Origin of the sequence: Rhizobium grahamii CCGE 502 (assembly GCF_000298315.2) — a bacterium.
Classification (GTDB): Bacteria; Pseudomonadota; Alphaproteobacteria; order Rhizobiales; family Rhizobiaceae; genus Rhizobium; species Rhizobium grahamii.
The window spans coordinates 345,157-365,763 of record NZ_AEYE02000029.1; the positions used below are offsets into that span (position 1 = coordinate 345,157).

Annotated in this window: 19 protein-coding genes and 1 pseudogene; 8 read left to right on the forward strand and 12 right to left on the reverse strand. The window is 59.1% G+C overall.

Annotated elements, in window-relative coordinates; translation table 11 throughout:
- Positions 1 to 4: 4 nt before the first annotated feature.
- A complete protein-coding gene (locus RGCCGE502_RS23540; protein WP_016556706.1) occupies positions 5 to 1,288 on the reverse strand; it encodes an NAD(P)/FAD-dependent oxidoreductase in 1,284 nt (427 codons plus the stop codon).
- Positions 1,289 to 1,506: 218 nt separating this feature from the next.
- Between RGCCGE502_RS23540 and RGCCGE502_RS23545 the strand changes: the two genes are divergently transcribed.
- Both RGCCGE502_RS23545 and RGCCGE502_RS23550 read left to right on the forward strand, forming a co-directional pair.
- Positions 1,507 to 2,397: a LysR family transcriptional regulator gene (locus RGCCGE502_RS23545; RefSeq protein ID WP_016556707.1), complete on the forward strand. Its 891-nt coding sequence runs from the start codon at positions 1,507 to 1,509 to the stop codon at positions 2,395 to 2,397.
- A gap of 72 nt (positions 2,398 to 2,469) precedes the next feature.
- A complete protein-coding gene (locus RGCCGE502_RS23550; protein WP_016556708.1) occupies positions 2,470 to 2,706 on the forward strand; it encodes an Lrp/AsnC ligand binding domain-containing protein in 237 nt (78 codons plus the stop codon).
- Positions 2,707 to 2,754: 48 nt separating this feature from the next.
- On the opposite strand, the gene RGCCGE502_RS23555 is transcribed toward RGCCGE502_RS23550, so the two are convergent.
- From RGCCGE502_RS23555 to epmA, 8 genes and pseudogenes are all read right to left on the reverse strand, one after another.
- Positions 2,755 to 5,229: a glycoside hydrolase family 2 protein gene (locus RGCCGE502_RS23555; RefSeq protein ID WP_016556709.1), complete on the reverse strand. Its 2,475-nt coding sequence runs from the start codon at positions 5,227 to 5,229 to the stop codon at positions 2,755 to 2,757.
- A gap of 16 nt (positions 5,230 to 5,245) precedes the next feature.
- Positions 5,246 to 5,653, reverse strand: coding sequence for a DUF1839 family protein (locus tag RGCCGE502_RS39390; protein ID WP_500690640.1), 408 nt, complete (start codon positions 5,651 to 5,653; stop codon positions 5,246 to 5,248).
- 69 nt (positions 5,654 to 5,722) lie between these two features.
- A pseudogene (locus RGCCGE502_RS39395) lies at positions 5,723 to 6,253 on the reverse strand (DUF1839 family protein); the annotation flags it as partial.
- Positions 6,217 to 7,125, reverse strand: coding sequence for an amino acid--[acyl-carrier-protein] ligase (locus RGCCGE502_RS23565; protein ID WP_016556711.1), 909 nt, complete (start codon positions 7,123 to 7,125; stop codon positions 6,217 to 6,219). The gene RGCCGE502_RS23565 and the pseudogene RGCCGE502_RS39395, both read right to left, overlap by 37 nt.
- A gap of 4 nt (positions 7,126 to 7,129) precedes the next feature.
- Positions 7,130 to 8,311 (reverse strand): acyl-CoA dehydrogenase family protein, encoded by a 1,182-nt coding sequence (locus tag RGCCGE502_RS23570; RefSeq protein ID WP_016556712.1) that lies wholly within the window; start codon positions 8,309 to 8,311, stop codon positions 7,130 to 7,132.
- Positions 8,312 to 8,563 carry an acyl carrier protein gene (locus RGCCGE502_RS23575; RefSeq protein WP_016556713.1) on the reverse strand — a complete coding sequence of 84 codons (252 nt, stop codon included), beginning with the start codon at positions 8,561 to 8,563 and terminating at the stop codon, positions 8,312 to 8,314.
- 262 nt (positions 8,564 to 8,825) lie between these two features.
- Complete coding sequence (locus tag RGCCGE502_RS23580) at positions 8,826 to 9,878, reverse strand: lysine-2,3-aminomutase-like protein (RefSeq protein ID WP_016556714.1); 1,053 nt, start codon at positions 9,876 to 9,878, stop codon at positions 8,826 to 8,828.
- Positions 9,875 to 10,942, reverse strand: coding sequence for an EF-P lysine aminoacylase EpmA (epmA, locus tag RGCCGE502_RS23585; protein ID WP_016556715.1), 1,068 nt, complete (start codon positions 10,940 to 10,942; stop codon positions 9,875 to 9,877). The genes RGCCGE502_RS23580 and epmA overlap by 4 nt, the downstream gene beginning before the upstream one ends.
- 151 nt (positions 10,943 to 11,093) lie before the next feature.
- Here epmA and efp point away from each other — a divergent pair, with 151 nt between their 5' ends.
- Positions 11,094 to 11,663: an elongation factor P gene (efp, locus tag RGCCGE502_RS23590; RefSeq protein WP_016556716.1), complete on the forward strand. Its 570-nt coding sequence runs from the start codon at positions 11,094 to 11,096 to the stop codon at positions 11,661 to 11,663.
- 143 nt (positions 11,664 to 11,806) lie between these two features.
- Here the strand turns inward: efp and RGCCGE502_RS23595 are convergent, their stop codons facing one another.
- Entirely contained in the window at positions 11,807 to 12,070 is a 264-nt protein-coding gene (locus tag RGCCGE502_RS23595) for a YMGG-like glycine zipper-containing protein (RefSeq protein ID WP_007794616.1), read from the reverse strand.
- A 27-nt stretch (positions 12,071 to 12,097) separates the two neighbouring features.
- Positions 12,098 to 12,253: a DUF3309 family protein gene (locus tag RGCCGE502_RS35725; protein WP_007794620.1), complete on the reverse strand. Its 156-nt coding sequence runs from the start codon at positions 12,251 to 12,253 to the stop codon at positions 12,098 to 12,100.
- A gap of 513 nt (positions 12,254 to 12,766) precedes the next feature.
- On the opposite strand from RGCCGE502_RS35725, the gene RGCCGE502_RS23600 reads away from it, so the two are divergent.
- The 5 genes from RGCCGE502_RS23600 (at position 12,767) to RGCCGE502_RS23620 (ending at position 18,957) form a co-directional block, all read left to right on the forward strand.
- Positions 12,767 to 15,805: a helicase-related protein gene (locus RGCCGE502_RS23600; RefSeq protein ID WP_019280536.1), complete on the forward strand. Its 3,039-nt coding sequence runs from the start codon at positions 12,767 to 12,769 to the stop codon at positions 15,803 to 15,805.
- A 4-nt stretch (positions 15,806 to 15,809) separates the two neighbouring features.
- Positions 15,810 to 16,214, forward strand: a complete 405-nt coding sequence (locus RGCCGE502_RS23605; RefSeq protein ID WP_016556719.1) for an RNA-binding S4 domain-containing protein — start codon at positions 15,810 to 15,812, stop codon at positions 16,212 to 16,214.
- 193 nt (positions 16,215 to 16,407) lie between these two features.
- Positions 16,408 to 16,746, forward strand: a complete 339-nt coding sequence (gene fdxA, locus RGCCGE502_RS23610) for a ferredoxin FdxA (protein WP_016556720.1) — start codon at positions 16,408 to 16,410, stop codon at positions 16,744 to 16,746.
- Between the two features lie 398 nt (positions 16,747 to 17,144).
- On the forward strand, positions 17,145 to 17,717 hold the full coding sequence (locus RGCCGE502_RS23615; RefSeq protein ID WP_007528356.1) for a CarD family transcriptional regulator: 573 nt from the start codon (positions 17,145 to 17,147) through the stop codon (positions 17,715 to 17,717).
- A gap of 376 nt (positions 17,718 to 18,093) precedes the next feature.
- Complete coding sequence (locus RGCCGE502_RS23620) at positions 18,094 to 18,957, forward strand: RNA polymerase factor sigma-32 (protein WP_007528357.1); 864 nt, start codon at positions 18,094 to 18,096, stop codon at positions 18,955 to 18,957.
- 53 nt (positions 18,958 to 19,010) lie between these two features.
- Here RGCCGE502_RS23620 and RGCCGE502_RS23625 read toward each other — a convergent pair whose 3' ends face one another.
- Complete coding sequence (locus tag RGCCGE502_RS23625; RefSeq protein WP_040675541.1) at positions 19,011 to 20,555, reverse strand: M48 family metalloprotease; 1,545 nt, start codon at positions 20,553 to 20,555, stop codon at positions 19,011 to 19,013.
- Positions 20,556 to 20,607 lie beyond the last annotated feature (52 nt).

A 20,607-nucleotide genomic window follows, 5' to 3' on the forward strand; every position in this document is an offset into this window, starting at 1 on the left:
GTTCTCAAAATCGGGCGTCTGCGAAGTGGGCCACTTGGGCGCCGGCTTCGTACCACATTTCCTTCACGGCGCGGAAGCTAGGTTCGGACGGTGCTGTCAGGGGCAGTGGCAAGTCTGCTTCCGTCGTCTGCCCCAGGACGAGCTGCGCAAGCGTGCGGCCAAACACTGTGCCGGGCGCGATCCCGCGACCATTATAGCCGGAGAAACCCACGACATTCGGCGCAAACCTGTGGAACCGCGGGAGCGCGTTGTCGGTCATCCCAATCTTGCCGTACCACTCGCATTCGAACTCGACATCGCCAAGCTGCGGGAACAGCTTTTTCAAGGACCGTTTGGCCCAGGACGTATGAATCCCCAGCCCGGTATTGCGCAGAGCACCGACGCTGCCGAAGACCAAACGTCCGGCCTGGTCCATGCGGTAAGAGGAGAGGATTTCCTTTGTGTCCCAAACGCCCTCGCGCCCAGAAAGGATCGAGCGGCGCAGATTGTCGCTGAGTGGTCGGGTCGCAAGATTGAAATAGGGCAGATGGACCTGCTCGTTGCGCACCGCTTCCCAAGGGCCCGTGCTGTAGGCGTCGGTCGCCACTATGATCCAGTCCGCCGTCACCTCGCCTTTGGCGGTCTTAACGGTCCAGCGATTGCCTTTTCTCTCGGTCCCGATGACGGGACTCGACGTGTGGATTGAAACGCCGGCGTTAACCGCCGCATGCGCAAGGCCGCGGGCGTAAGCGAGCGGCTGCAGTGTACCGGCGCGCATGTCCAGCAATGCACCCGTGTAGGCGCTGCTCCCAACGCGCTTGGCCGTCTCCGCCGCATCGAGCAACATCACCGCTGCACCCCGCGCCGCCCATTGGCGCGCGCGATCCTCGATCTCCTTGAGGCCACTTTCGCCAACCGCAACGTGAAGCGTGCCGTTTCGTTCAAGCTCGCAGGCGATGCCGTGCTTGTCGATCAACTCCATCACAAGCCGTGGCGCGTTGCCCAGCAAGTCGAGCAGACGTTCGCCGTAGACCGGGCCGAGAACGCCCGGAAGATCGTCCGGCATTACCCACATGCCGGCGTTGATGAGGCCGACGTTGCGGCCCGCGCCGCCGAAGCCGATTTCCTTGGCCTCCAGCAACGCGACCTTCGAGCCCGCCTGGGCCAGATGGAGACTGGAAGAAAGACCGGTATAGCCGCCCCCCACAACCACGACATCGGCAGTCACATTGCCCACGAGCGACGAGGTAACCGGCGGCTGAGGAGCGGTTTTTTCCCAGAGGCCGTGGGAGCGGGGATCGTTCAGCATCGATCAAAATCCATTCGTTAAGCAGGCAGCATTCTAGCGCCGTGCGATTGCTTGTTAAACCGCTGATCAGGTTGCCGATCGCAGCCAGGCGTCCGTACCGGGCAGTCCGATCGTAGTTTCAGTTCATTCCGATTCTGTCAGATGAATGACTTTACAAAGCCGGATAAGCCGTAAATATCGACATTTAGGAAACAGCTTATTCTGAAATGGAATGATAGATGCTGCCATCACGACGCTTTCTTCCGTCAACGTCCTTGCTTGTGGCCTTCGAGTCCGTCTCGCGTGCCGGCAGTGTAACAGCCGCCGCCCGTGAACTCGACCTCACCCAGAGCGCCGTCAGCCGCCAGATCAAGGCGCTGGAAGAGCAGCTCGGCGTTGAGCTGTTCGTGCGCGAGCGCCAGACCGTGCGGTTGACGCTTGCCGGAGACGGCTATGCCCGGGAGATCCGCGAAGCGTTGCGACGGATTTCGAGTGCGTCGCTGAACCTGCGCGCCAATCCGCACGGCGGCACGCTCAATCTCGCGATTCTTCCCACCTTCGGAACACGTTGGCTGGCCCCCCGGCTAGGAGGCTTCCTGGCGACCAATCCGGGAGTGACGATCAATCTTGTCACCCGGCTGTCGCCCTTCGACTTCCGGCTCGATTCGATTGATGCGGCCATTCATTTCGGCCACGCCCATTGGCCGGGCGCGGAGCTGACATTTCTGATGTCGGAGAAAACAGTGCCGGCCTGCAGCCCCGAATTCCGCAGCCGACGCGCGATCAAAGTAGCGCAGGATCTGCTCGAAGCTCCGCTACTGCACCTGACAACGCGCCCGGATGCATGGGAGCGCTGGTTCGCAGACAGCGGCGTGAGCTTTCAAACCGTGCACGGCATGCTTTTCGATCAGTTCGCGACTGCGGCGCAAGCAGCGATGGCCGGTCTCGGTGTTGCGCTGCTTCCGACGTTCCTCATTCAAGATGAACTTAAACGCGGCGACCTAGTTGCAGCCGTTGACCGCGAAATGGAAAGCAGCGAGCACTACTATCTCGTTTATCCGCCAGAGCGCGCCGACTACGCGCCACTGGAGGCATTTCGCGACTGGATCGTTCGGGAAGCCGCCATCTGACGGAACAGCTTGCGCCGGCATGGTGCTTTCGACCATTATGCCGCAAACCAAAATATGATGCAGGAAATCCCCATGAAGCCCATTTTCGTTCAGCTCCAATGTGCACCCGGCAAAACCTACGAGGTTGCCGATGCTATCTACCAGACCGAGCGCGTTTCGGAGCTCTATTCGACGAGCGGCGACTACGATCTTCTGCTCAAAGTCTATATCGAGGAAGGCCAGGACATCGGCAAGTTCATCAACGACAACATCGCCAACATTCCCGGCATCGTGCGCTCGCTTACGACCCTTACGTTCAAGGCTTTCTGAGGAAGCCGTTTCAAAACCCCTTCGGCCCGGCGACCGCGGTATTGGGCCTTAAAATAAGGCCGTTCGCGAGCTGCCAAGGCTTGTGATCTGACCGGATGGCGCTTTTTTATCTGCAGATCCCGATAGCGGAAGCAGTCGGACGCGCTTGGCGGCACCTGGCGCAAGATGAAACCAGTCGTCATCCGGTCGATAGCCATCGACACTGACGTGGACGGACTGCGTGAACCTGTCGGTTGACAGATCGAGGGCCCACCCGTCGTCCTGCCGCATTGCGGATACCTGAATTTCGGCGTAGTGGAAGGCCTTGGCACGGCCCAAGGGGAAGTGGAAGGCGTCTGCCACCACAGGGCCACCGTCCGGTAGGCGTAGCCGGGCGACAGTGACGTCGTGCGACGGTGGTCCGAAGCGAAACGCATAGGTCGTATCAAAAAACGCACCGAAGAGATCGGTTGCGGCAAACGTTTCGGAGCTTCTGGGCGCCAAAGTCAGAATGCGACCACCGCTGACGACGTGTTGCCTGCCGTGTCGCAGGCAAACCAGCTCGAGATCAAGCTGCAAGGTATGTTCGGTTTCATTCAGCACATGGACGTCGAGGCCGTTGGTCCCCTCGTCGGTCACCACCACCTGAACCGGCCGAAAGGCGCGGCGCAGAGCATACCAGACGGGCTTCGGCTCGGCGGTCGAATCGATCACTCCCCAACCGGGGCCTGGCATCAAATCCTGCAGGGTCCACACCAAGGCGCCGTTGCAGGTCGACCCGCTGCGTCGCCATTCGGCAAAGGTCGCTTCCGCAACTTCGCCGGTAACGACGCGTGAAAGGTCCAGATAGCGATCGCGATCTTCACGACGAAGTCTTGCTGGATCCTCGCCGTAAAGTTCGGTCAGATAGAAGTCACGAACGTCCTCGAAATCCCAGGACGCGCCTCGATCGCGGGGAACACGCGATTTCCATAGCGGGCTGTGGACCGGAGGAACATCCAGGTATCGTTGCAGCGTTCGCTGCTGCGGCACCTGGGCGAAAGCCAGGCTCTCAGCTGCGAAGCGAACATTCGCGCGGCGGGCATCGTCGAGCGGCCGCATATAGGCGCCCACTCCGTAGTAGTGGGTAATACCTGCATCTGGAGAGAAGGGCATCGCACCACCCGAGGGTGAGTTCACGACATACGGCACATCGGGCCTTATGCGGCCGGCAATCGCCGGAATGATCTCCTCCGTGATTGGGCCCGCCCAATATTCACGCGGCAATCCGAGCATAGCCGCCTGCTGATAGATTTCGCTGCCACCGCAGAGAACGGCCACTGATGGGCATCCCTGAACGGCGTGCAGGAATTCCTCGACCTCCGCGTGGACGTGCGCGGTTAGCGCCTTGTCGTTCTTCGGATAGTCGAAGTTGGCGAACATGAAGTCCTGCCAGACGAGCAGACCGAGTTCGTCGCAGAGCTGAAAGAACGCCGGCGTCTCGTAAGCCATGGTGCCGCCGACGCGGATCATGTTCATGCCTGCCTCGGCGGCAAGGCGCAGGAACGGCTCGTAATCCGCCTTGCCGCCCGGCAGCCGAACGATATCCGCCGTCGTCCAGACAGCGCCTCGGCAAAAGACACGCTCGCCGTTGACCACCAGCGCAAAGTCATCACCACCCGATCCGCGATCGACGTCGATGCGCCGAAAGCCCGTTCGGCCCCCATGGTGCTCGACGCCGTCAATGACGATCGAGAAATCATAGAGCTGCGGTACGCCGTGCGTGTGCGGCCACCAGAGATCGACGTTCTCTAGCCTGAGGATTGCCGAATGGTGCTTCTCTCCGACTTTTTCGAAAGCCTGCTGAATATCTCCGCACCGAAGCACGATGTCCGGATTGTCGACATTGGTATGGAGGGAAACGCTCAGTCGCCCAGTGCCATCCGCCTCGAGCACGCCGCGCACAGAAACATTATCGATCGAAACGACATCACGGCGGACGACCGTGATGGGTCGCCAGGGACCGACAGCATGAATTTCCGGACACCACCCGGGCATGCGGCCCAGAAGCGTCGTGCGGACATTCTTCAAGCCTTGCGGCGTGATCATCTGCGGGCGCCAGCGGGCGCGTGGGCCGGGCTCGGCCAGCCTCGGCGCAAGGGCTCGGAAGCACAGCGCCAACTCGTCGCCGCCGGAGAGCGTCACAGGTATCTCGTGCATTGTGAACATGCTTTCCGACGACAGGATCTCCTGGCCGTTGAGAAAGACATGACACAGCGTCGCCAATCCCTCGAAGCGAAGGATCGCATCACCGGGCTGGACGTCAAAAAGCCGGCAGAGATACCATGCGTCGCGGGTGTCGAGCGGCTCCGGATTATCCCGGTCGAACTGCCCCGCCTTTTCCAAAGCTGCGGCGACGGTACCTGGTACTTCGGCAGCAATAAACTGCGCGGACAAGGGAATGTCATGGGGCGTTGCGCAAGCGCCCGGTTCCGTCAGGACCAGATTCCACCCTTCGGCAAGCAGGGTTTCCTCCGCACCGACACTCGCCAACCGTCCCCGCATCCTCAGACTCCCGGCTTCACAAGCGCTCCTTGAGAGAAGCCATCATGGAATCCCATGCATCGGCTGCCGGATCAAGCGCCGTGCGCAGCGGATCGTATTTCTTCCGGGTCACCGCCCGGGCAAGCTGGAACTGCACCGACTTTGCGACTTCGGAAATTCGACGCGCATCGTCAATGGCGGAGGAGAATTCGCTGGCCGAGAGCCACGCCAGGTAATCTCCGGCAAGCTCGAAATTGGCGCCGAACTGGCGCAACGTATTGAATGCGTATTTGTGAAAGAAACCGAAGGGACGCTCTGCCACGGCTTCCACCTGCTGCGGAAACACTTCAGCGAAGGCGCGGATCGGATTGGTGGTCGGTCTGCGGCGGAAGTGAGGTCCGAGAAGCTTGCGCGCCGTAGTGCCGACATGAGCGGCGTCAGGCATGCGAACGGGAAACTTTGCAAACTCCGTGTAGGGGAGGAACGGTGGATCCTCTGCGGATAGATGCAGCTGGAACAGCCCGTCGAAATCCTCTCCCTCGAGTTGAAAATAGCCGCCGTTGTGAAAGTACTCGATGCGCTTGCCGGTGAAGTCGAGCCTGTTGATTGCGACCGTGGTCTTGCCATGCTCCGTACGGTAGGCGGTGCCCTGCGTATCGGGCATGTAAAACGAGTCCATCTCGATCAGGCAGAGGCGACCTCGCTCAATCTGTGTTTCGACATGCCGTTCGACCCGGTCGAAGATGGCAAGTTCGGTGACCCGGACGTCGTAGAGTGACTCGAGATCCTCGAGGGGCACCTTGAAGAAGGTGAACTGGTCGCCCTCGAAATCCTGCGTCAACGTGAAGCCAAGCATCGCTTCCGGTGCGGCACCAGCAGCATTCAATACTTCGATCCAGAGGTCGACGTAGCAATTGGTTTCCGGCCACATGCGCTCGCTGGAGTGCAACGGATGCGACTGATAGCCGTCCGGGCGCGCCCGCGGGAAGACGGCTGTCATCAAACCGCTCAGCCCCACAGCGCTTGCCGCACCTTGGCAGGCCATTGCTTCACCTCAAGCCCGTGGTGATGGAAGAGAGCAAGGGCAATGCGTTCAAGCCCGAAGCCAACGCAGGCGGTATGAGCGACGCTGCCATCTTCGAGATACAGGCCCCATTTCGTACCGAACGCGTCCTGATGATAGTTGAAGCTCATGCAGGCCGTCGGCTTTGCAACCGAGGTGATCGGAATGAGCAGCTCGAACTTCAGGTTCTGGTCGCGCTGATTGTTGGCCAGCATCTTGCCAGCCCGGCCGAAGAAGGGATCGTTCGCGACATCGATCGCCACATCCAGGCCGACCGCCTTCATCATTTCGACGCCGCGGTCCATCCAGCGCTGCCGGAAATCCGTGACGTGTTGCTCTGTGCCCATGCAGATGTACTCGCGCATGCGGAAGAGCTGCTGGCGCGCCGGGTCCTGCGACGGCTCGTGCCGGAAACAGTAGGATTGCAGATCGAAAAGGCCGCCACTCATCGGCAGTTTGCCGCGACGAGCAACAGTCGGATAAAGCGGATAGCAGGCCGCAGGCGTCAGCACGATGTCGGTTGCCTGCTGATCCTTTGTCCAGTCGTCGCCCACTTCCATGCATTGAAGCAGGCCGATGTGGTCGAGCTCGCTGCCGCAGAAACTATGGACGGTGCCGGCGAGCTGCGGGAAGCTCTTCATGTAACCACTTTTCTCGAAGAAGGCGCGGTTCATGCCCGGCGGGAAGCGCATCGCCTCAGCGCCGTCGGCGCCACCGAATTTGTCGATCAACCGCTCGAAGGCGGAAATCACATCTTCGAATTGTCCGCTACGCCCATAAAGACCGTCAACGCCGGTATCGATTAGAAGGCCCGATTCAAAAAGCCTGTCCAAAAACGTTGTCTGCACGTCCATGTCGTCACCCCAGTAAGCTAGTGTCCTGCTTGTGGACAAGAAGCATGCTCGACGTGTTGCCGAGGATGCGGTCGTTCGAGATCATGAGTTGTGCGGAATGGGCGTCGCGCAAATGGCGCCCGACGCTGAACGGCGTGCCGTTCTTGTAGCCCATGATCCCGCAGATCAGCATCACATGATTGACGATTTCGAGGATCGTTTCCGACGACGCGATCTTCACGTTGTTCATCGTGACGGCAAAGCCCATCGAGGAAAGCTTGTCTGCGTCGCTCTTGGCATCCTCGTAGGCCTTCAGGCCGGCGACGACGTTCGAGCGAACCATCTGAAGCAGGTTGGAGACCTCGGCCAACCGCAGGGCACCGGGCGGCGGCACTCCGGGCGACTTACGTGCGGCAGCACGAACGAACGCCTGGGCACGACCCACAGCATCGACGGCGATCCCATACCAGACGCCGCTCCAAAGAAGGTGCGACGATGCCAGCATCGATTGGGCTGCAATCTCCGCAAATGGCTTCGGCAAAATTTGCTCGGCCGGCGCCTCTCCTTTGAACAGGAAGCCATCCGAACACGTGCCACGCATGCCAAGGGTGTTCCACGCGTGGGTCTTTTCCAGCGCGTACTGCTCCTTGACGAAAACGGTCAGGACCTGATCGGAAGAAGCCGAATTTGCGTGGGCCCGCGAGGTAATCATGATCGCATCGGCGTACGAACCGTAGGATATGACGGTCGCGTCCTTCTCCAGACGGCAGGTATCGCCCTCGACCTCGATCGCGCAGATGCTGTTCCTGAGGTTGCCGCCTATGCCGCCTTCTGTCGTCGCCGATGCGATCAGCAATTGCTCAACCGCCACGCGCCGCATGAAGGCCCGATGCCATTCGCTCTCGCCGCCGTGCTCGACAAGACTGCACAGCTTGATGTGGTGCATGGCGAAGACCATGGCAGCCGCAGAACAAGCCTGACCAAGCATCGAGCACAACTCGGCAATCTCAGCGATCGTCGCGCCTTCGCCGCCAAAGTGGAGTGGGACCTGAATTCCGAGCAACCGCTCGGCTCTCATGGCCTCCACGGCCTCGTGCGGGAACCTCCCATCAAAATCGACGGAGTCTGCATGCTTTGCCGCGATCGCTGCCACGCGGGCGACCCTGGCGGCAAGATCCTCTTGCGCGATTTTGACCGGAAAGTTCATTTAGGCGACCTTCCGGCTATCTTTGATCTGGTCGACAGTCCTCGCGATCGCTGCAATGCTGGCGAAAGACTTTCGATTCAAGAGATTGTCGGGAAACTCGATGTCAAAAGCCTCTTCGATGCCAAGCATAAGCTGCACCGAAGCGAAGGACGTGAGGCCGACGGCATAGAGGTCGGAATCGTCGGCAACTTGGTCAACAGAAACGGGAAGCTTTCCGAATTTGACCAGGAGATCACGGATCGTAGTATTCATTATGACTTCTCCAAGATGATCATATCTCGAGTGGCGAAAAGTGCCTTGTTCTCGCGATAGGCGTAGTCCGGAAAAGACAAAATTCTGCTAAATGACGTAGTTAAAGCGAACTGATGATGTCAGCTAAATTCTTAGAAGAGAAAACGAGAGGAGGCGAAATTTAGCTGATATTTCAAATTCTTGCCGTGATTGCAATCGCCGCGCCAGGAGAGGGGTCTTCTGACACATTGTTCAGAAACAATACTTCTCTCGCGATTTTTTACTAGACGAGCGGCGGGTACAGGTGCTCGGTCCCACGATAATCCGAAACCGAATAGCAGCCCTCGCCCATCGCTCTGATCGACTGTTCAGCGATCACGGCTTTGCCATGGCCACCAGGTATGTCGAGTATATAGGTGGGCTGGCAGAGACCAGAAATCCGACCACGCAGAGCCGCGACGATCTTCTGTCCCTCTTCGATCGTGAGCCGAAAATGGCTCGTCCCGGGAGCCAGGTCAGGATGGTGCAGATAATAGGGCTTCACGCGCGTCTCGACGAAAGCCTTCATCAGTTCCGTGAGCACGGCCGGATCGTCATTGACGCCCTTGAGCAGCACCGACTGGCTGACCATGACCACCCCGGCATCAATCAGGCGCGCACATGCCGCTCGTGCCTCGTCTGTCAGTTCGCGCGGATGATTGGCGTGCAAAGCCACATAAACGCTCTTCCCACTCGCTCTCAGCGCCGCAATCAGGGCCGCATCAATCTTTGATGGATCGACGACAGGAACGCGCGTGTGGAACCGCACGATCTTCACTTGATCGATCAGTGCCAGTTCCCGAAGAATCTCTTCGAGCCGTCGCGGGGAGAGGATTAACGGATCGCCGCCCGTCAGGATCACTTCCCAGATTTCCTGGTGGTCGCGAATGTAGGCAAAAGCTGCCGACATCGCCTCAGAGTCCAATGTCCCCAAGCCTTGTGGACCGACCATTTCGCGGCGAAAACAGAAGCGGCAGTAGACCGGGCACACATGCACGGCTTTCAACAGCACGCGATCCGGATAGCGATGAACGATGCCTTGCACGGGACTATGGGCCTCGTCGCCGATCGGATCCGCACGTTCTTCAGGCGCAACGATCAGCTCGGCCGCGTCAGGAACGAACTGCCGGGCAATCGGGTCGGCATCATTCGCAGGATCAACCAGACCCACGACCGTCGGCGTCAATGCGATGGCGTAGCGTGCGGCGACATCCGCCAAAGCGTCCCGGTCTCTTTCGCCAAGCAACCCGGCGCGTTCCAGACCCTCGACGGTCTTGATGGCTGTGATGCTGTTCATGTGCCGTACTCCGCGACCGGCGCCCACATTACCTGATCGATCCGCGACGCCCCGGTTGCCAACATCACCAACCGATCGAAACCGAGCGCAATGCCGCTTGCCTCGGGCATGATGGCAAGCGCCTCCAGGAAATCCTCGTCGAGGGGATAGCTTTCGCCGTAGATGCGCACTTTCTCGGACATCTCGATCTCGAAGCGGCGGCGCTGTTCGGCCGCATTGGTAAGCTCGCCGAAGCCGTTTGCAAGCTCGACGCCGCAGGCGTAGACCTCGAAACGTTCGGCAACCCGGGGATCGCTCGCGGAAGGACGCGCCAGCGCAGCTTCCGATACCGGATACTCGTCCAGAATGGTGACACGGCCAAAGCCTAGATGCGGTTCCACCTTTTCGACCAGCACGCGGCTGAACAAATCCGCCCAGCCGTCATCTTCGGCAACGCGCATGCCGGTCCGCTTTACCTGGTCCGCGAGATGCGCCCGATCCGTCGTGCCATCGGCGGACACGGACGCCAGCAGATCTATACCGGCGTAGCGGTCGAAGGCTGCGGCAACGCTTATCCGGTCCGGCCCCGCGAACGGATCGCACTCGCTCCCTCGATAGGTGAGCCGCGTTGTCTTCATGGTTTCTGCAGCAAGGGCCAGAATGCGAACGCAATCCATCATCAGGCTCTCATAGCTTTCGCCCACGCGATACCATTCAAGCATGGTGAATTCCGGATGATGCAGCGGACCGCGCTCGCGGTTGCGATAAACGTGAGCGAAGCAGGCGATGCGCTGTTCTCCGGCCGAAAGCAGTTTCTTGCAGGCAAATTCAGGCGAAGTGTGCAGATATAGCGGTGCTGCTGTCTGGCCGTCGGTCGTCAGCGCTTGGGTAGCAAAGGCGTGCAGATGCGCCTCGTTGCCTGGCGACACTTGCAGGGTGGCAGTGTCGACCTCCAGAAAGTCCTCGCTTAGGAAATAGCCGCGCAGGGCCGTCTGGATCGCATTCCGCCCGAGCAGGAACGGGCGGCGGTCCGCATGCACGCTCGGCGTCCACCACGGCGATACTTTGGCGATCGAGGGTTTCATTGACATCGTCCTGACCGGTCTATCCAACGCTGGGGCTGGCTATTTGCCGGATTTTAGGTTAGTTGCGCCCCCAAAGAACAATCAGTTGCGTCTCGGAGGCCGTATCGACAGTCCTCTACGACGCCAAAAGCCGAGTTACAAGGAAGTCTTAATGGTCAAGGTCATCGCCTCTTCCGTCCGCAAGGGCAACGTTCTCGACGTAGATGGCAAACTCTACGTCGTTCTGACTGCCCAGAACTTTCATCCGGGCAAGGGCACGCCGGTCACCCAGGTTGACATGCGTCGTATCGTCGACGGCGTAAAGGTTTCCGAACGCTGGCGTACGACCGAGCAAGTCGAGCGCGCCTTCGTCGAAGACGTGAACTTCCAATATCTTTACGAGGACGGCGAGGGGTTCCACTTCATGAACCCGGCGACCTATGACCAGGTGGTCGTGAACGATGAAACGATGGGCGATCAGAAGGCCTACCTGCAGGAAGGCATGACCTGCATCCTGTCGATCCATGAAGGTGTTCCGCTGGCGCTCGAGCTTCCGCGCCACGTCATTCTCGAAATCACCGAAACCGAACCGGTTGTGAAGGGCCAGACGGCGTCGTCTTCCTACAAGCCGGCAATGCTTTCGAATGGCATCCGCACCTTGGTACCCCCGCATATTGACGCCGGCACACGCGTCGTCATTGCAACGGAAGACAATTCCTACGTCGAACGCGCCAAGAATTGATCGTTCATCGATATGTGAAAGCAAAGGCCGCGTAGCAAACGCGGCCTTTTTTCTTGCGGATTAGAGCTGGTAAACAAATGAAAAAGCGCCGGCAGAACCGGCGCTTCGAGTTTCGGATTGAGATTGAGCCCAGACCGCTCGACTTAGTAGCGCGGGCAACGTGCCTCGTAGCGGCGGCCATACCGGTCTCTGTAGACGCAGTAGCCGCGGCGTTCGACCGACTGACCGATAAGCGCACCGGCAAGACCGCCGGCAACGGCGCCAACTGCAGCGCCACCCCAGCTGTTGCTGACAGCACCACCAATGATAGCGCCAGTACCTGCACCGATTGCGGTGCCCTGTTCCGTCGCCGTGCAGGAAGCAAGCGCGCCAACGAGGGCGCCAATGAGCACAATCTTCTTCATCATGACATAACTCCCAGTTTTTTCCGTCGCTTAGATACGACCGAGTAACACAAGAATAATAATAATCACGAGAACTAGCCCTAAACCACCAGAAGGTCCATAGCCCCAGCCGCGGCTGTAACCCCAATTTGGTAAGGCTCCGATCAAAAGCAGAATAAGGATAATGAGAAGTATGGTTCCAAGCATGGTTCAAGTCCTCGACGTCATTACACCAGGAATGGACGAGAAACACGCATCACCGATTTTTGTTCCGTGCGTATCAAATGTTTAGCTTTGGCAGCAAAATCATTCGAACCACATCGTTTTCTGCCGCTCCGTGGAATGCAGGTAACATCGCGAAAGGCTCCGGCAGAAATTCGCCTTAAGATTTTCGGCAAGGGCGGTTGACAGAGCGGATGCAAATCACGCTGCACGCAGGACGTGAATTTTCCGATTCAGCATCTTGTGGGAAAAAGCGATTCAAAATCAATACTTAGCCGTGAACAAACACTGAATCAGGCGGAGTCAGCGATTCGTCTCCGATTCGTTCTCAAGCTGTTCCGAATCGGAAAACGAGCAATCTGCAAGCTATTCGCGCAACAGAAACTGCGGAGGAAATTCAAATCAGCCCTTGCCTTTGCGACAACGGCTGTCCATGTGTTGTCTGCTTCGGAGAGGAGCTGACTTGATCTGGGGCTCCCCGGCCTCATCTGCAGGACCATGACACTGACATCGCAGCCGATGATACTGAGTGGACGCGGGGTAACCGCGGTGCTCGGGCCAACCAATACCGGCAAAACGCATTATGCCATTGAGCGCATGGTTGCACATGGCACCGGCGTGATCGGCCTGCCGCTGCGACTGCTGGCGCGTGAGGTTTACACGCGCGTCGCCGAAAAGGTCGGAGTTCAGAACGTTGCACTGGTGACGGGCGAGGAGAAGATATCGCCTCCCAATGCCCGCTTTTCGGTCTGTACGGTCGAGGCAATGCCACGCGAGACCAAGGCAGCGTTCGTCGCCATTGATGAAGTTCAGCTCGCTGGCGATCTGGAGCGGGGGCATATCTTCACCGATCGTATTCTGCATTTGCGCGGTCGCGACGAAACGCTGTTGCTTGGCGCCGGTACGATGCGACCGATCTTGCAGCAGCTTCTCCCTGGGATCACGGTGGTCGAGCGACCCCGACTTTCCCACCTTTTCTATGCTGGACAGAAGAAGATCACGCGCCTGCCGCAGCGCTCGGCAATCGTCGCCTTCTCGGCGGATGAAGTCTACGCGATCGCGGAATTGATCCGCAGACAGCGCGGCGGAGCGGCCGTCGTTCTCGGAGCCCTTAGCCCGCGTACGCGCAATGCGCAGGTAGCGCTTTATCAGGCTGGAGATGTCGAGTATCTGGTCGCGACCGATGCGATCGGCATGGGGCTCAATCTCGACGTCGACCACGTCGCCTTTGCTCAAGATCGCAAATTCGACGGCTATCAGTTCCGCAACCTGAACCCCGCCGAACTCGGGCAGATTGCAGGCCGTGCCGGCCGGCACGTTCGCGATGGGACTTTTGGTGTCACAGGCCAGGTCGATCCCTTCGACGAGGAGCTGGTCGAACGCATCGAAGGCCATGAGTTCGACAACGTGAAAGTGCTGCAATGGCGCACGAAGAACCTCGATTTCGCTTCCATTCACGCGCTACGCACAAGCCTTGAGACCGGACCCACTGTTCCCGGCCTGACGCGCGCTTTGCCTGCGGTCGACCAGCAGGCGCTGGAACACCTGTCGCGCTACCCCGAAATCATCGACCTTGCGACCAATCCATCGCGCGTCGAGAAGTTGTGGGAGGCCTGCGCGCTTCCGGACTACCGGCGCATTGCGCCGGCGCAACATGCCGATCTGATCTCCACCCTCTTTTCCGATCTCGTTCGCTATGGCACGGTAAACGAGGATTTCCTCGCCGAGCAGATACATCGCGCAGATCGAACGGACGGCGAGATTGACACGCTTTCGGCGCGAATCGCGCAGATAAGGACTTGGACCTATGTATCGAATCGGCCCAATTGGCTTGCCGATCCGACACACTGGCAGGAAAAGACGCGGGAAATCGAAGATCGATTGTCCGATGCGTTACATGAAAGGTTGACGAAACGCTTTGTTGATCGCAGGACATCTGTGCTCATGAAGCGCCTGAGAGAGAATGCGATGCTGGAAGCTGAAATCAGTGTAAATGGCGATGTCTTCGTTGAAGGACATCATGTGGGGCAGTTGTCGGGATTCCGGTTCACGCCCATTTCGGGAGCGGAAGGGCCGGACGCCAAGGCTGTTCAGTCTGCCTCGCAAAAGGCGCTCGCTCTGGAATTCGAGGCACGTGCCGCGCGCCTCCATGCGGCCGGCAACGGCGATCTCGCGATCAGCTCCGACGGCGCGATCCGTTGGTTGGGCGATCCGGTAGCGCGCCTTGCGGGCAGTGATCATGTGATGCGCCCGCGCGTCATCCTGCTCGCCGACGAGCAGCTGACCGGCAATGCCCGCGACCACGTGGCAGCTCGTATCGAGCGGTTCGTCAATCATCACATCAGTACGGTTCTGAAGCCGCTCGACGATTTGTCGCGCGCAGAAGACCTGCAGGGCCTGGCAAAGGGTCTGGCGTTCCAGCTCGTCGAGAATCTCGGCGTCCTGTTCCGACGCGATGTGACCGAAGAGGTGAAGTCGCTGGATCAGGATGCGCGCGCCTCGATGCGCCGCTATGGCGTCCGGTTCGGCGCCTATCACATCTTCGTCCCTGCCCTTCTGAAGCCTGCTCCAGCCGAGCTCATCACGCTTCTCTGGGCGCTAAAGAACGACGGTCTCGACAAGCCCGGCTACGGCGATCTCATTCCCGTTCTGGCTGCAGGCCGCACGTCGGTGGTGACAGATCCAGCTTTCGAGCGCACCTTCTACAAGCTGGCTGGCTTCCGATTCCTTGGCAAACGCGCAGTTCGCATCGACATCCTGGAGCGCCTTGCGGATATCATCCGCCCGTTGCTTCAGTGGAAGCCTGGCCAGGCCAACCGTCCTGAAGGCGCATATGACGGCCGTCGCTTCACGACAACGACCGCTATGCTTTCCATCCTCGGTGCAACGCTCGAGGATATGGAAGAGATCCTGAAGGGGCTCGGCTATCGCGCTGATGCCGTAAAGGCAGAAGAGGCAGCAGCTCATCTGTCGGTTCAGGACGCCTCGGCGGCGCCGACGGCCGAGGCCACCTCCGACGACAGCGCGGAGAAGGCCGATCACGACGATGCCGACAGCGCGTCGGAGGAGCCTGCCTCGGAGGCTCCCGCCGTTGAGGTCGCGGCTGAAGAACAGCCGGTTGCCGTAACGTCCGAAGAAGCTGAGGAACCGAAGCCGGTTCTTCTTTGGCGCCTCGGTGGCCGTACGGACAATCAGCGTCAGGCCCGCAGCCCGGGTGGCGAACGCCGCGGCGGCAACAATCGCGGCCAAGATCGCGGAAATGGCCAGCGTCGCCAAGGTGGTGAAGGTGGCGAAGGCCGTGACGGCAACCGCCAACATCGCGGCAAGGATGGCGGTAAGCCGCAGCAGGGACGGGGCGATCGCAACGAGCAGCGCGGCGACCGTCAGGACCGCGGCGATCGCAAGGATCGCAACAACAACCGCGGCGGCCCGCAGCCGTTGCGCTTCGAGGCAAAGCCCCCACGCAAGGAAAAGCCGATCGATCCGGATTCTCCCTTCGCAAAGCTCGCTGCCTTGAAGGAGCAGATGAAGAAGTAAGGGCATGGGCGGGGAGACACAGCCAGGAAGCGGTTCGCGGCAACGCATCGACAAGTGGCTGTTCTTCACGCGCATGGTGAAATCGCGCTCGCTGGCACAAAGCCACATTCAATCCGGACATGTCAGGATCAACGGCGAGCGGGCCGTCCAGCCGAGTCAAATGGTCAAAGCCGGCGACAAGATCGAGCTGGCTCTCGAGCGCCGCGACATTGTCCTTGTCGTCAGGTCGGGCGGTGAGCGGCGCGGTCCTTACGAGGAAGCTCGGCTGCTTTATGAGGACCTGACGCCTCCGCCCGACGAGACAAAACGCCTCACCCCTTATGAGCAGGCAATGCGGGCCACAGGTGCGGGACGACCCACCAAAAAGGAACGTCGTGCAATCGACAAGCTGATGTCGGACGAGGATTAGAAAACTCTATCCGAACTGCCGGGTTTTGCGATTTCTTTATTCTTGAAATCCTCGGGCAAAGCCGGTACGTCACAATCAACTTGCCGGATAGCGTGAATGCCTCCCAAGCATCTCACTGCTTCCTTTCCGGTTGGGGAAAGGCGCGACGTTCCAGGTTGCCCGGCCCCGTTGTATGGAAGTCCTGGAGTTCTTCATGACCTATGTCGTGACCGACAATTGCATTCGCTGCAAATATACCGACTGCGTGGAAGTCTGCCCCGTCGATTGCTTCTATGAGGGTGAAAACTTCCTCGTCATTCACCCTGACGAATGCATAGACTGTGGCGTTTGCGAACCGGAATGTCCCGCCGAGGCGATCAAGCCTGATACGGAGCCAGGCCTCGACAAGTGGCTCAAGGTCAACGCCGAGTATGCGAGCATCTGGCCGAACATTACGGTCAAGAAGGACGCCATGCCCGAAGCGAAGGAAATGGACGGCGAGACCGGCAAGTTCGAGAAGTACTTCTCTGAGAAGCCGGGATCGGGTGACTGATCCCTCATTCTCGCTACTAGGGCCTGAAACCGGGTTCAGTGAGCCAAAAAACGCCTGAAGTGTGTCCGCGGCATATGGGTGTCATGTGTTGCGCGCATGACTCAGGCGCAGTAAATTATTGATTTCCTCATATTTTTGTGATAGCTTTCGGACACTGATCCATTTGCGGCATGAAGCGTGCCCAAACCACCACGAAAGCAAAACAAATCCAAAAACGCGGTTTCCGTGACATATCAACGCCTTGAGCCGTGAGGTTCCAAGCTTGTGCGCATGGACAAGTTTGCTTTTATCCGGTGGGACCAGAAGTAAGTCACCCGACGGATCTGACCGTCTCACCCGGGCCTGACTGACCCGGCTCCGGCTGCAGCCGGAAGCGTAACAGGGAGTGTTTGAATAGAATGACGACCCAGCAGAAAAAACCTTCTTCCGCACGTCACGGCTTCAAGACCGGTGAATCGATCGTGTACCCCGCACATGGCGTCGGTACCATCAGCGCTATCGAAGAGCAAGAAGTAGCAGGCATGAAGCTTGAACTTTTCGTTATCGATTTCGAGAAGGACAAGATGCGCCTTAAAGTGCCGGTCGCCAAGGCCATGAGTATCGGCATGCGTAAGCTCTCCGAGACCGATTTCGTCGAGCGTGCATTGAAGGTTGTGCAGGGCAAGGCGCGCGTCAAGCGTACCATGTGGTCCCGTCGCGCTCAGGAATATGATGCAAAGATCAATTCCGGCGACCTCATTTCCATCGCTGAAGTTGTGCGCGATCTCTATCGCGCCGAGAACCAACCTGAACAGTCCTATTCCGAACGCCAGCTTTATGAAGCTGCGCTTGACCGCATGGCACGCGAAATTGCTGCGGTGAACAAGATGTCGGAAACGGAAGCTGTCCGCCTCGTAGAGACCAATCTCAACAAGGGTCCGAAGCGTGGCAAGGCGATCGAAGAAGACGAATCTCAGGACGAAGCTGCATAAGCTCCCTGTTTTTCCTGCAAAAAAACCCGGCCTTGTGCCGGGTTTTTTTTGGAACTTTTTCTCTCTTGGCACGTTTCAACAATGTAGCTGCGGACCGCGTCGGGAACTGACATCACCCTCGAACGCTCGCATATCTGTAAACGTTCGATGAGGAGCGGATCATGCTTTCCACGTTCTGCCTAGCGGGCAACTTGAGGAACTTGATCCCACCCCGCTGTACTACCGGCGCATAACCCTAAGCTAGGGCCCCATCTGGAAACGTCCAGAGTTCGGGGCCTTTATACGTTCAAGACATGAATTTGGTCTGGGCAGCAATGTCCGGAAGCAAGAATTCTTTGCCCTTTTTTGGCGTCACGCCTGAATTCAGGAGACCGATATGAAGAACATGTCTGCAGACCGGCGCATGATTAAAATCGCCATGGCGGCTCCCTACCTTGCTCGAGAAGAGGAACACGATCTCGCAATCCGCTGGAAGAATAATGATGACCGTGGCGCTCGCAATCAGATCGCCATGGCCCATATGCGCCTTGTTATCTCGATGGCAGGAAAGTTCCGCAACTTCGGTCTGCCGATGAGCGACCTCGTGCAGGAGGGTTACGTCGGTCTACTGGAGGCGGCTGCGCGCTTCGAGCCCGAGCGTGACGTCCGCTTCTCTACCTACGCAAGCTGGTGGATCCGTGCCTCGATCCAGGACTATATCCTTCGCAACTGGTCGATCGTTCGCGGCGGTACGAGTTCGGCGCAGAAGGCCCTGTTCTTCAATCTTCGCCGCCTGCGCGCCAAGCTCGCCAGAGGCGACACGCAGCTGACACTTCAATCCATTCATCAAGAAATCGCAGCAGCACTCGGCGTCAGCCTTTCCGACGTCCAAACGATGGATGCCAGGCTTTCGAGCAACGACGCTTCGCTTCAGGCCCCGTCGGTCTCCGGCGATGCGGATAGTGCCGAGAAGATGGACTTCCTCGTCAGCGACGAGCCTCTGCCGGATGAGCAAGTATCGAACATGATCGACGGCGAGCGCCGGCGCAACTGGCTCGCTTCTGCCTTGAAGCACCTCAATGAGCGGGAGATGAAGATCATCAGCGCTAGGAGGCTTGCTGAAGATGGCGCTACGCTCGAGGAACTCGGCGCAGATCTCGGCATCTCCAAGGAACGCGTTCGGCAGATCGAAAGTCGGGCGATGGAAAAGCTACGCAGCGCACTCGTGAGCGCAGACCCCTACATGGCCGCATCGGCCTGAACGAGCTTACTCCCCCAGTGATGGACTTGGCCCGGTGAAAGCCGGGCCTCTTTTTATTCCGCAATAATCTTGACGCGATCGCCGGGAGAAACGGAGGCGCCGGTCGGCAGCGCATTGATAAGCTTGAAGAGATCGAGCTTTCGATCCGTACCCATCATCCGTGCAGCAAGCGTCGTGATGTTTTCGCCCGGCCGCACTTTGACGACCCTGACGCGCAACGGCTTCAGCGATGCCGTCTCTTCCGGGGTCATCCGACGAAAGCTTGCTCGCAATACGTCCGCCGTCTGCTGGAGCGCGGCACTACCTTTCGGCACAGCTGTCAGGAAACGGAAAATCTGAGCGTTGTTGCGTATAACGGTGACGTCGAAGTCCCAACGATCTGCGCTCGCCCGCGCCGTGGCCGCCTCCATTCCATTGATCGTGGTCTGCTGAATGGTGGAGGGATCGAGGCCAGTAACCCACCCGCTCGAGATATAGTTCGTGAGGCTCTGGTTCTGATTGTCGGCCACGCCGTCAAAACGGATTGCAACATCGCCGGGCCCAGTCGCCATGACCGCCTCGACCTTGTTGTCGATCTTGAAATCAGGCGGCACGTCGAAGCGAATGCCGAGCCCGCCGTGGAGGAAGGTCTGCCCGCGCACATAGCCCTCCTCGGGGCTGTCGCCGTATAGCAAGCCGTCGATTCCGTCGAGATAATAGTCCCTGCCCGTATCGCCGACCTTGCCCTCCTGACCGAAGGCTCGCGCATGATCGCGCGCCAGTTCGATGCGCTGGGCGGAATTCGGATGGCTGGATAGGAAGTCGAGGCTCTGGTCCGCCTCGGGGTCGACAGACATGAAGCGGCTGTAGGCGGCCATGGAGTCGAGGAACCGCGCGGCCGCGTAGGGATCGTACCCTGCTTCCCCGAGCATCCGGACGCCGATAACGTCGGCCTGCAATTCCTGCTGTCGCGAGAAAGCTGCCAATCGCAGCTTGCCGCGCGCCAACGCCTGCTTGCCGGCAATATCGCTCGACAACACCTCGGCCACGACGCGGCTGGCGATGACTTCTGCCTCCTCGCGCTTCTGCCGTTCGATGCCATGGTTTGCCGTGACGTGACCCATCTCGTGCGAGAGAACCGCGGCAACCTCGGATGCGTCTTTGGCGAGCGCCAGCAAGCCACGCGTCACGTAGAGATAGCCCCCCGGCAGGGCAAACGCGTTGATGGCCGGGGAGTTCAGGATGGTGATGCGGTAGGATTGGCTCGGATTCTCGGAGACAGCGGTCAGCGCCCCCGCGATACGGGCAACCAGACGCTCGGTCTTCGCATCCTTATACTCGCCGCCATAGCTCGCCACGATGCGCGGATGCTCGCGTGCACCCATGGCGGCACGCGGATCATTCTTCTGCACCTCGTCGACAATCTGCGGATTAGAGGACGGCGCAACACTTGGCTGATAGGATTGCTCAAGAATGGATTGGCAGCCATATAGCGCCATGCTTGTCGCACAGATAACCGAGGCTCGTCGTACCAGACGGCACGCCGACGAGAGCACATCACTGGAAGGCGCGGGGAATTTCCACGTCGGTATACTGTCCAGTCTGGCTCTCCAGGTCATCTTGCTTGTCGGCCGGCCCGCTTCCGCGACCCGGTCGGTCTCATGGTGATTC

Excerpts from the sequence above, each read along its gene's own strand:
- RGCCGE502_RS23540 (WP_016556706.1), bottom strand. The coding sequence starts at position 1,288 with ATGCTGAACGATCCCCGCTCCCACGGCCTCTGGGAAAAAACCGCTCCT.
- RGCCGE502_RS23545 (WP_016556707.1), top strand. The coding sequence starts at position 1,507 with ATGCTGCCATCACGACGCTTTCTTCCGTCAACGTCCTTGCTTGTGGCC.
- RGCCGE502_RS23550 (WP_016556708.1), top strand. The coding sequence starts at position 2,470 with ATGAAGCCCATTTTCGTTCAGCTCCAATGTGCACCCGGCAAAACCTAC.
- RGCCGE502_RS23555 (WP_016556709.1), bottom strand. The coding sequence starts at position 5,229 with ATGCGGGGACGGTTGGCGAGTGTCGGTGCGGAGGAAACCCTGCTTGCC.
- RGCCGE502_RS39390 (WP_500690640.1), bottom strand. The coding sequence starts at position 5,653 with ATGCCTGACGCCGCTCATGTCGGCACTACGGCGCGCAAGCTTCTCGGA.
- RGCCGE502_RS23565 (WP_016556711.1), bottom strand. The coding sequence starts at position 7,125 with ATGGACGTGCAGACAACGTTTTTGGACAGGCTTTTTGAATCGGGCCTT.
- RGCCGE502_RS23570 (WP_016556712.1), bottom strand. The coding sequence starts at position 8,311 with ATGAACTTTCCGGTCAAAATCGCGCAAGAGGATCTTGCCGCCAGGGTC.
- RGCCGE502_RS23575 (WP_016556713.1), bottom strand. The coding sequence starts at position 8,563 with ATGAATACTACGATCCGTGATCTCCTGGTCAAATTCGGAAAGCTTCCC.
- RGCCGE502_RS23580 (WP_016556714.1), bottom strand. The coding sequence starts at position 9,878 with ATGAACAGCATCACAGCCATCAAGACCGTCGAGGGTCTGGAACGCGCC.
- epmA (WP_016556715.1), bottom strand. The coding sequence starts at position 10,942 with ATGAAACCCTCGATCGCCAAAGTATCGCCGTGGTGGACGCCGAGCGTG.
- efp (WP_016556716.1), top strand. The coding sequence starts at position 11,094 with ATGGTCAAGGTCATCGCCTCTTCCGTCCGCAAGGGCAACGTTCTCGAC.
- RGCCGE502_RS23595 (WP_007794616.1), bottom strand. The coding sequence starts at position 12,070 with ATGATGAAGAAGATTGTGCTCATTGGCGCCCTCGTTGGCGCGCTTGCT.
- RGCCGE502_RS35725 (WP_007794620.1), bottom strand. The coding sequence starts at position 12,253 with ATGCTTGGAACCATACTTCTCATTATCCTTATTCTGCTTTTGATCGGA.
- RGCCGE502_RS23600 (WP_019280536.1), top strand. The coding sequence starts at position 12,767 with ATGACACTGACATCGCAGCCGATGATACTGAGTGGACGCGGGGTAACC.
- RGCCGE502_RS23605 (WP_016556719.1), top strand. The coding sequence starts at position 15,810 with ATGGGCGGGGAGACACAGCCAGGAAGCGGTTCGCGGCAACGCATCGAC.
- fdxA (WP_016556720.1), top strand. The coding sequence starts at position 16,408 with ATGACCTATGTCGTGACCGACAATTGCATTCGCTGCAAATATACCGAC.
- RGCCGE502_RS23615 (WP_007528356.1), top strand. The coding sequence starts at position 17,145 with ATGACGACCCAGCAGAAAAAACCTTCTTCCGCACGTCACGGCTTCAAG.
- RGCCGE502_RS23620 (WP_007528357.1), top strand. The coding sequence starts at position 18,094 with ATGAAGAACATGTCTGCAGACCGGCGCATGATTAAAATCGCCATGGCG.
- RGCCGE502_RS23625 (WP_040675541.1), bottom strand. The coding sequence starts at position 20,555 with ATGACCTGGAGAGCCAGACTGGACAGTATACCGACGTGGAAATTCCCC.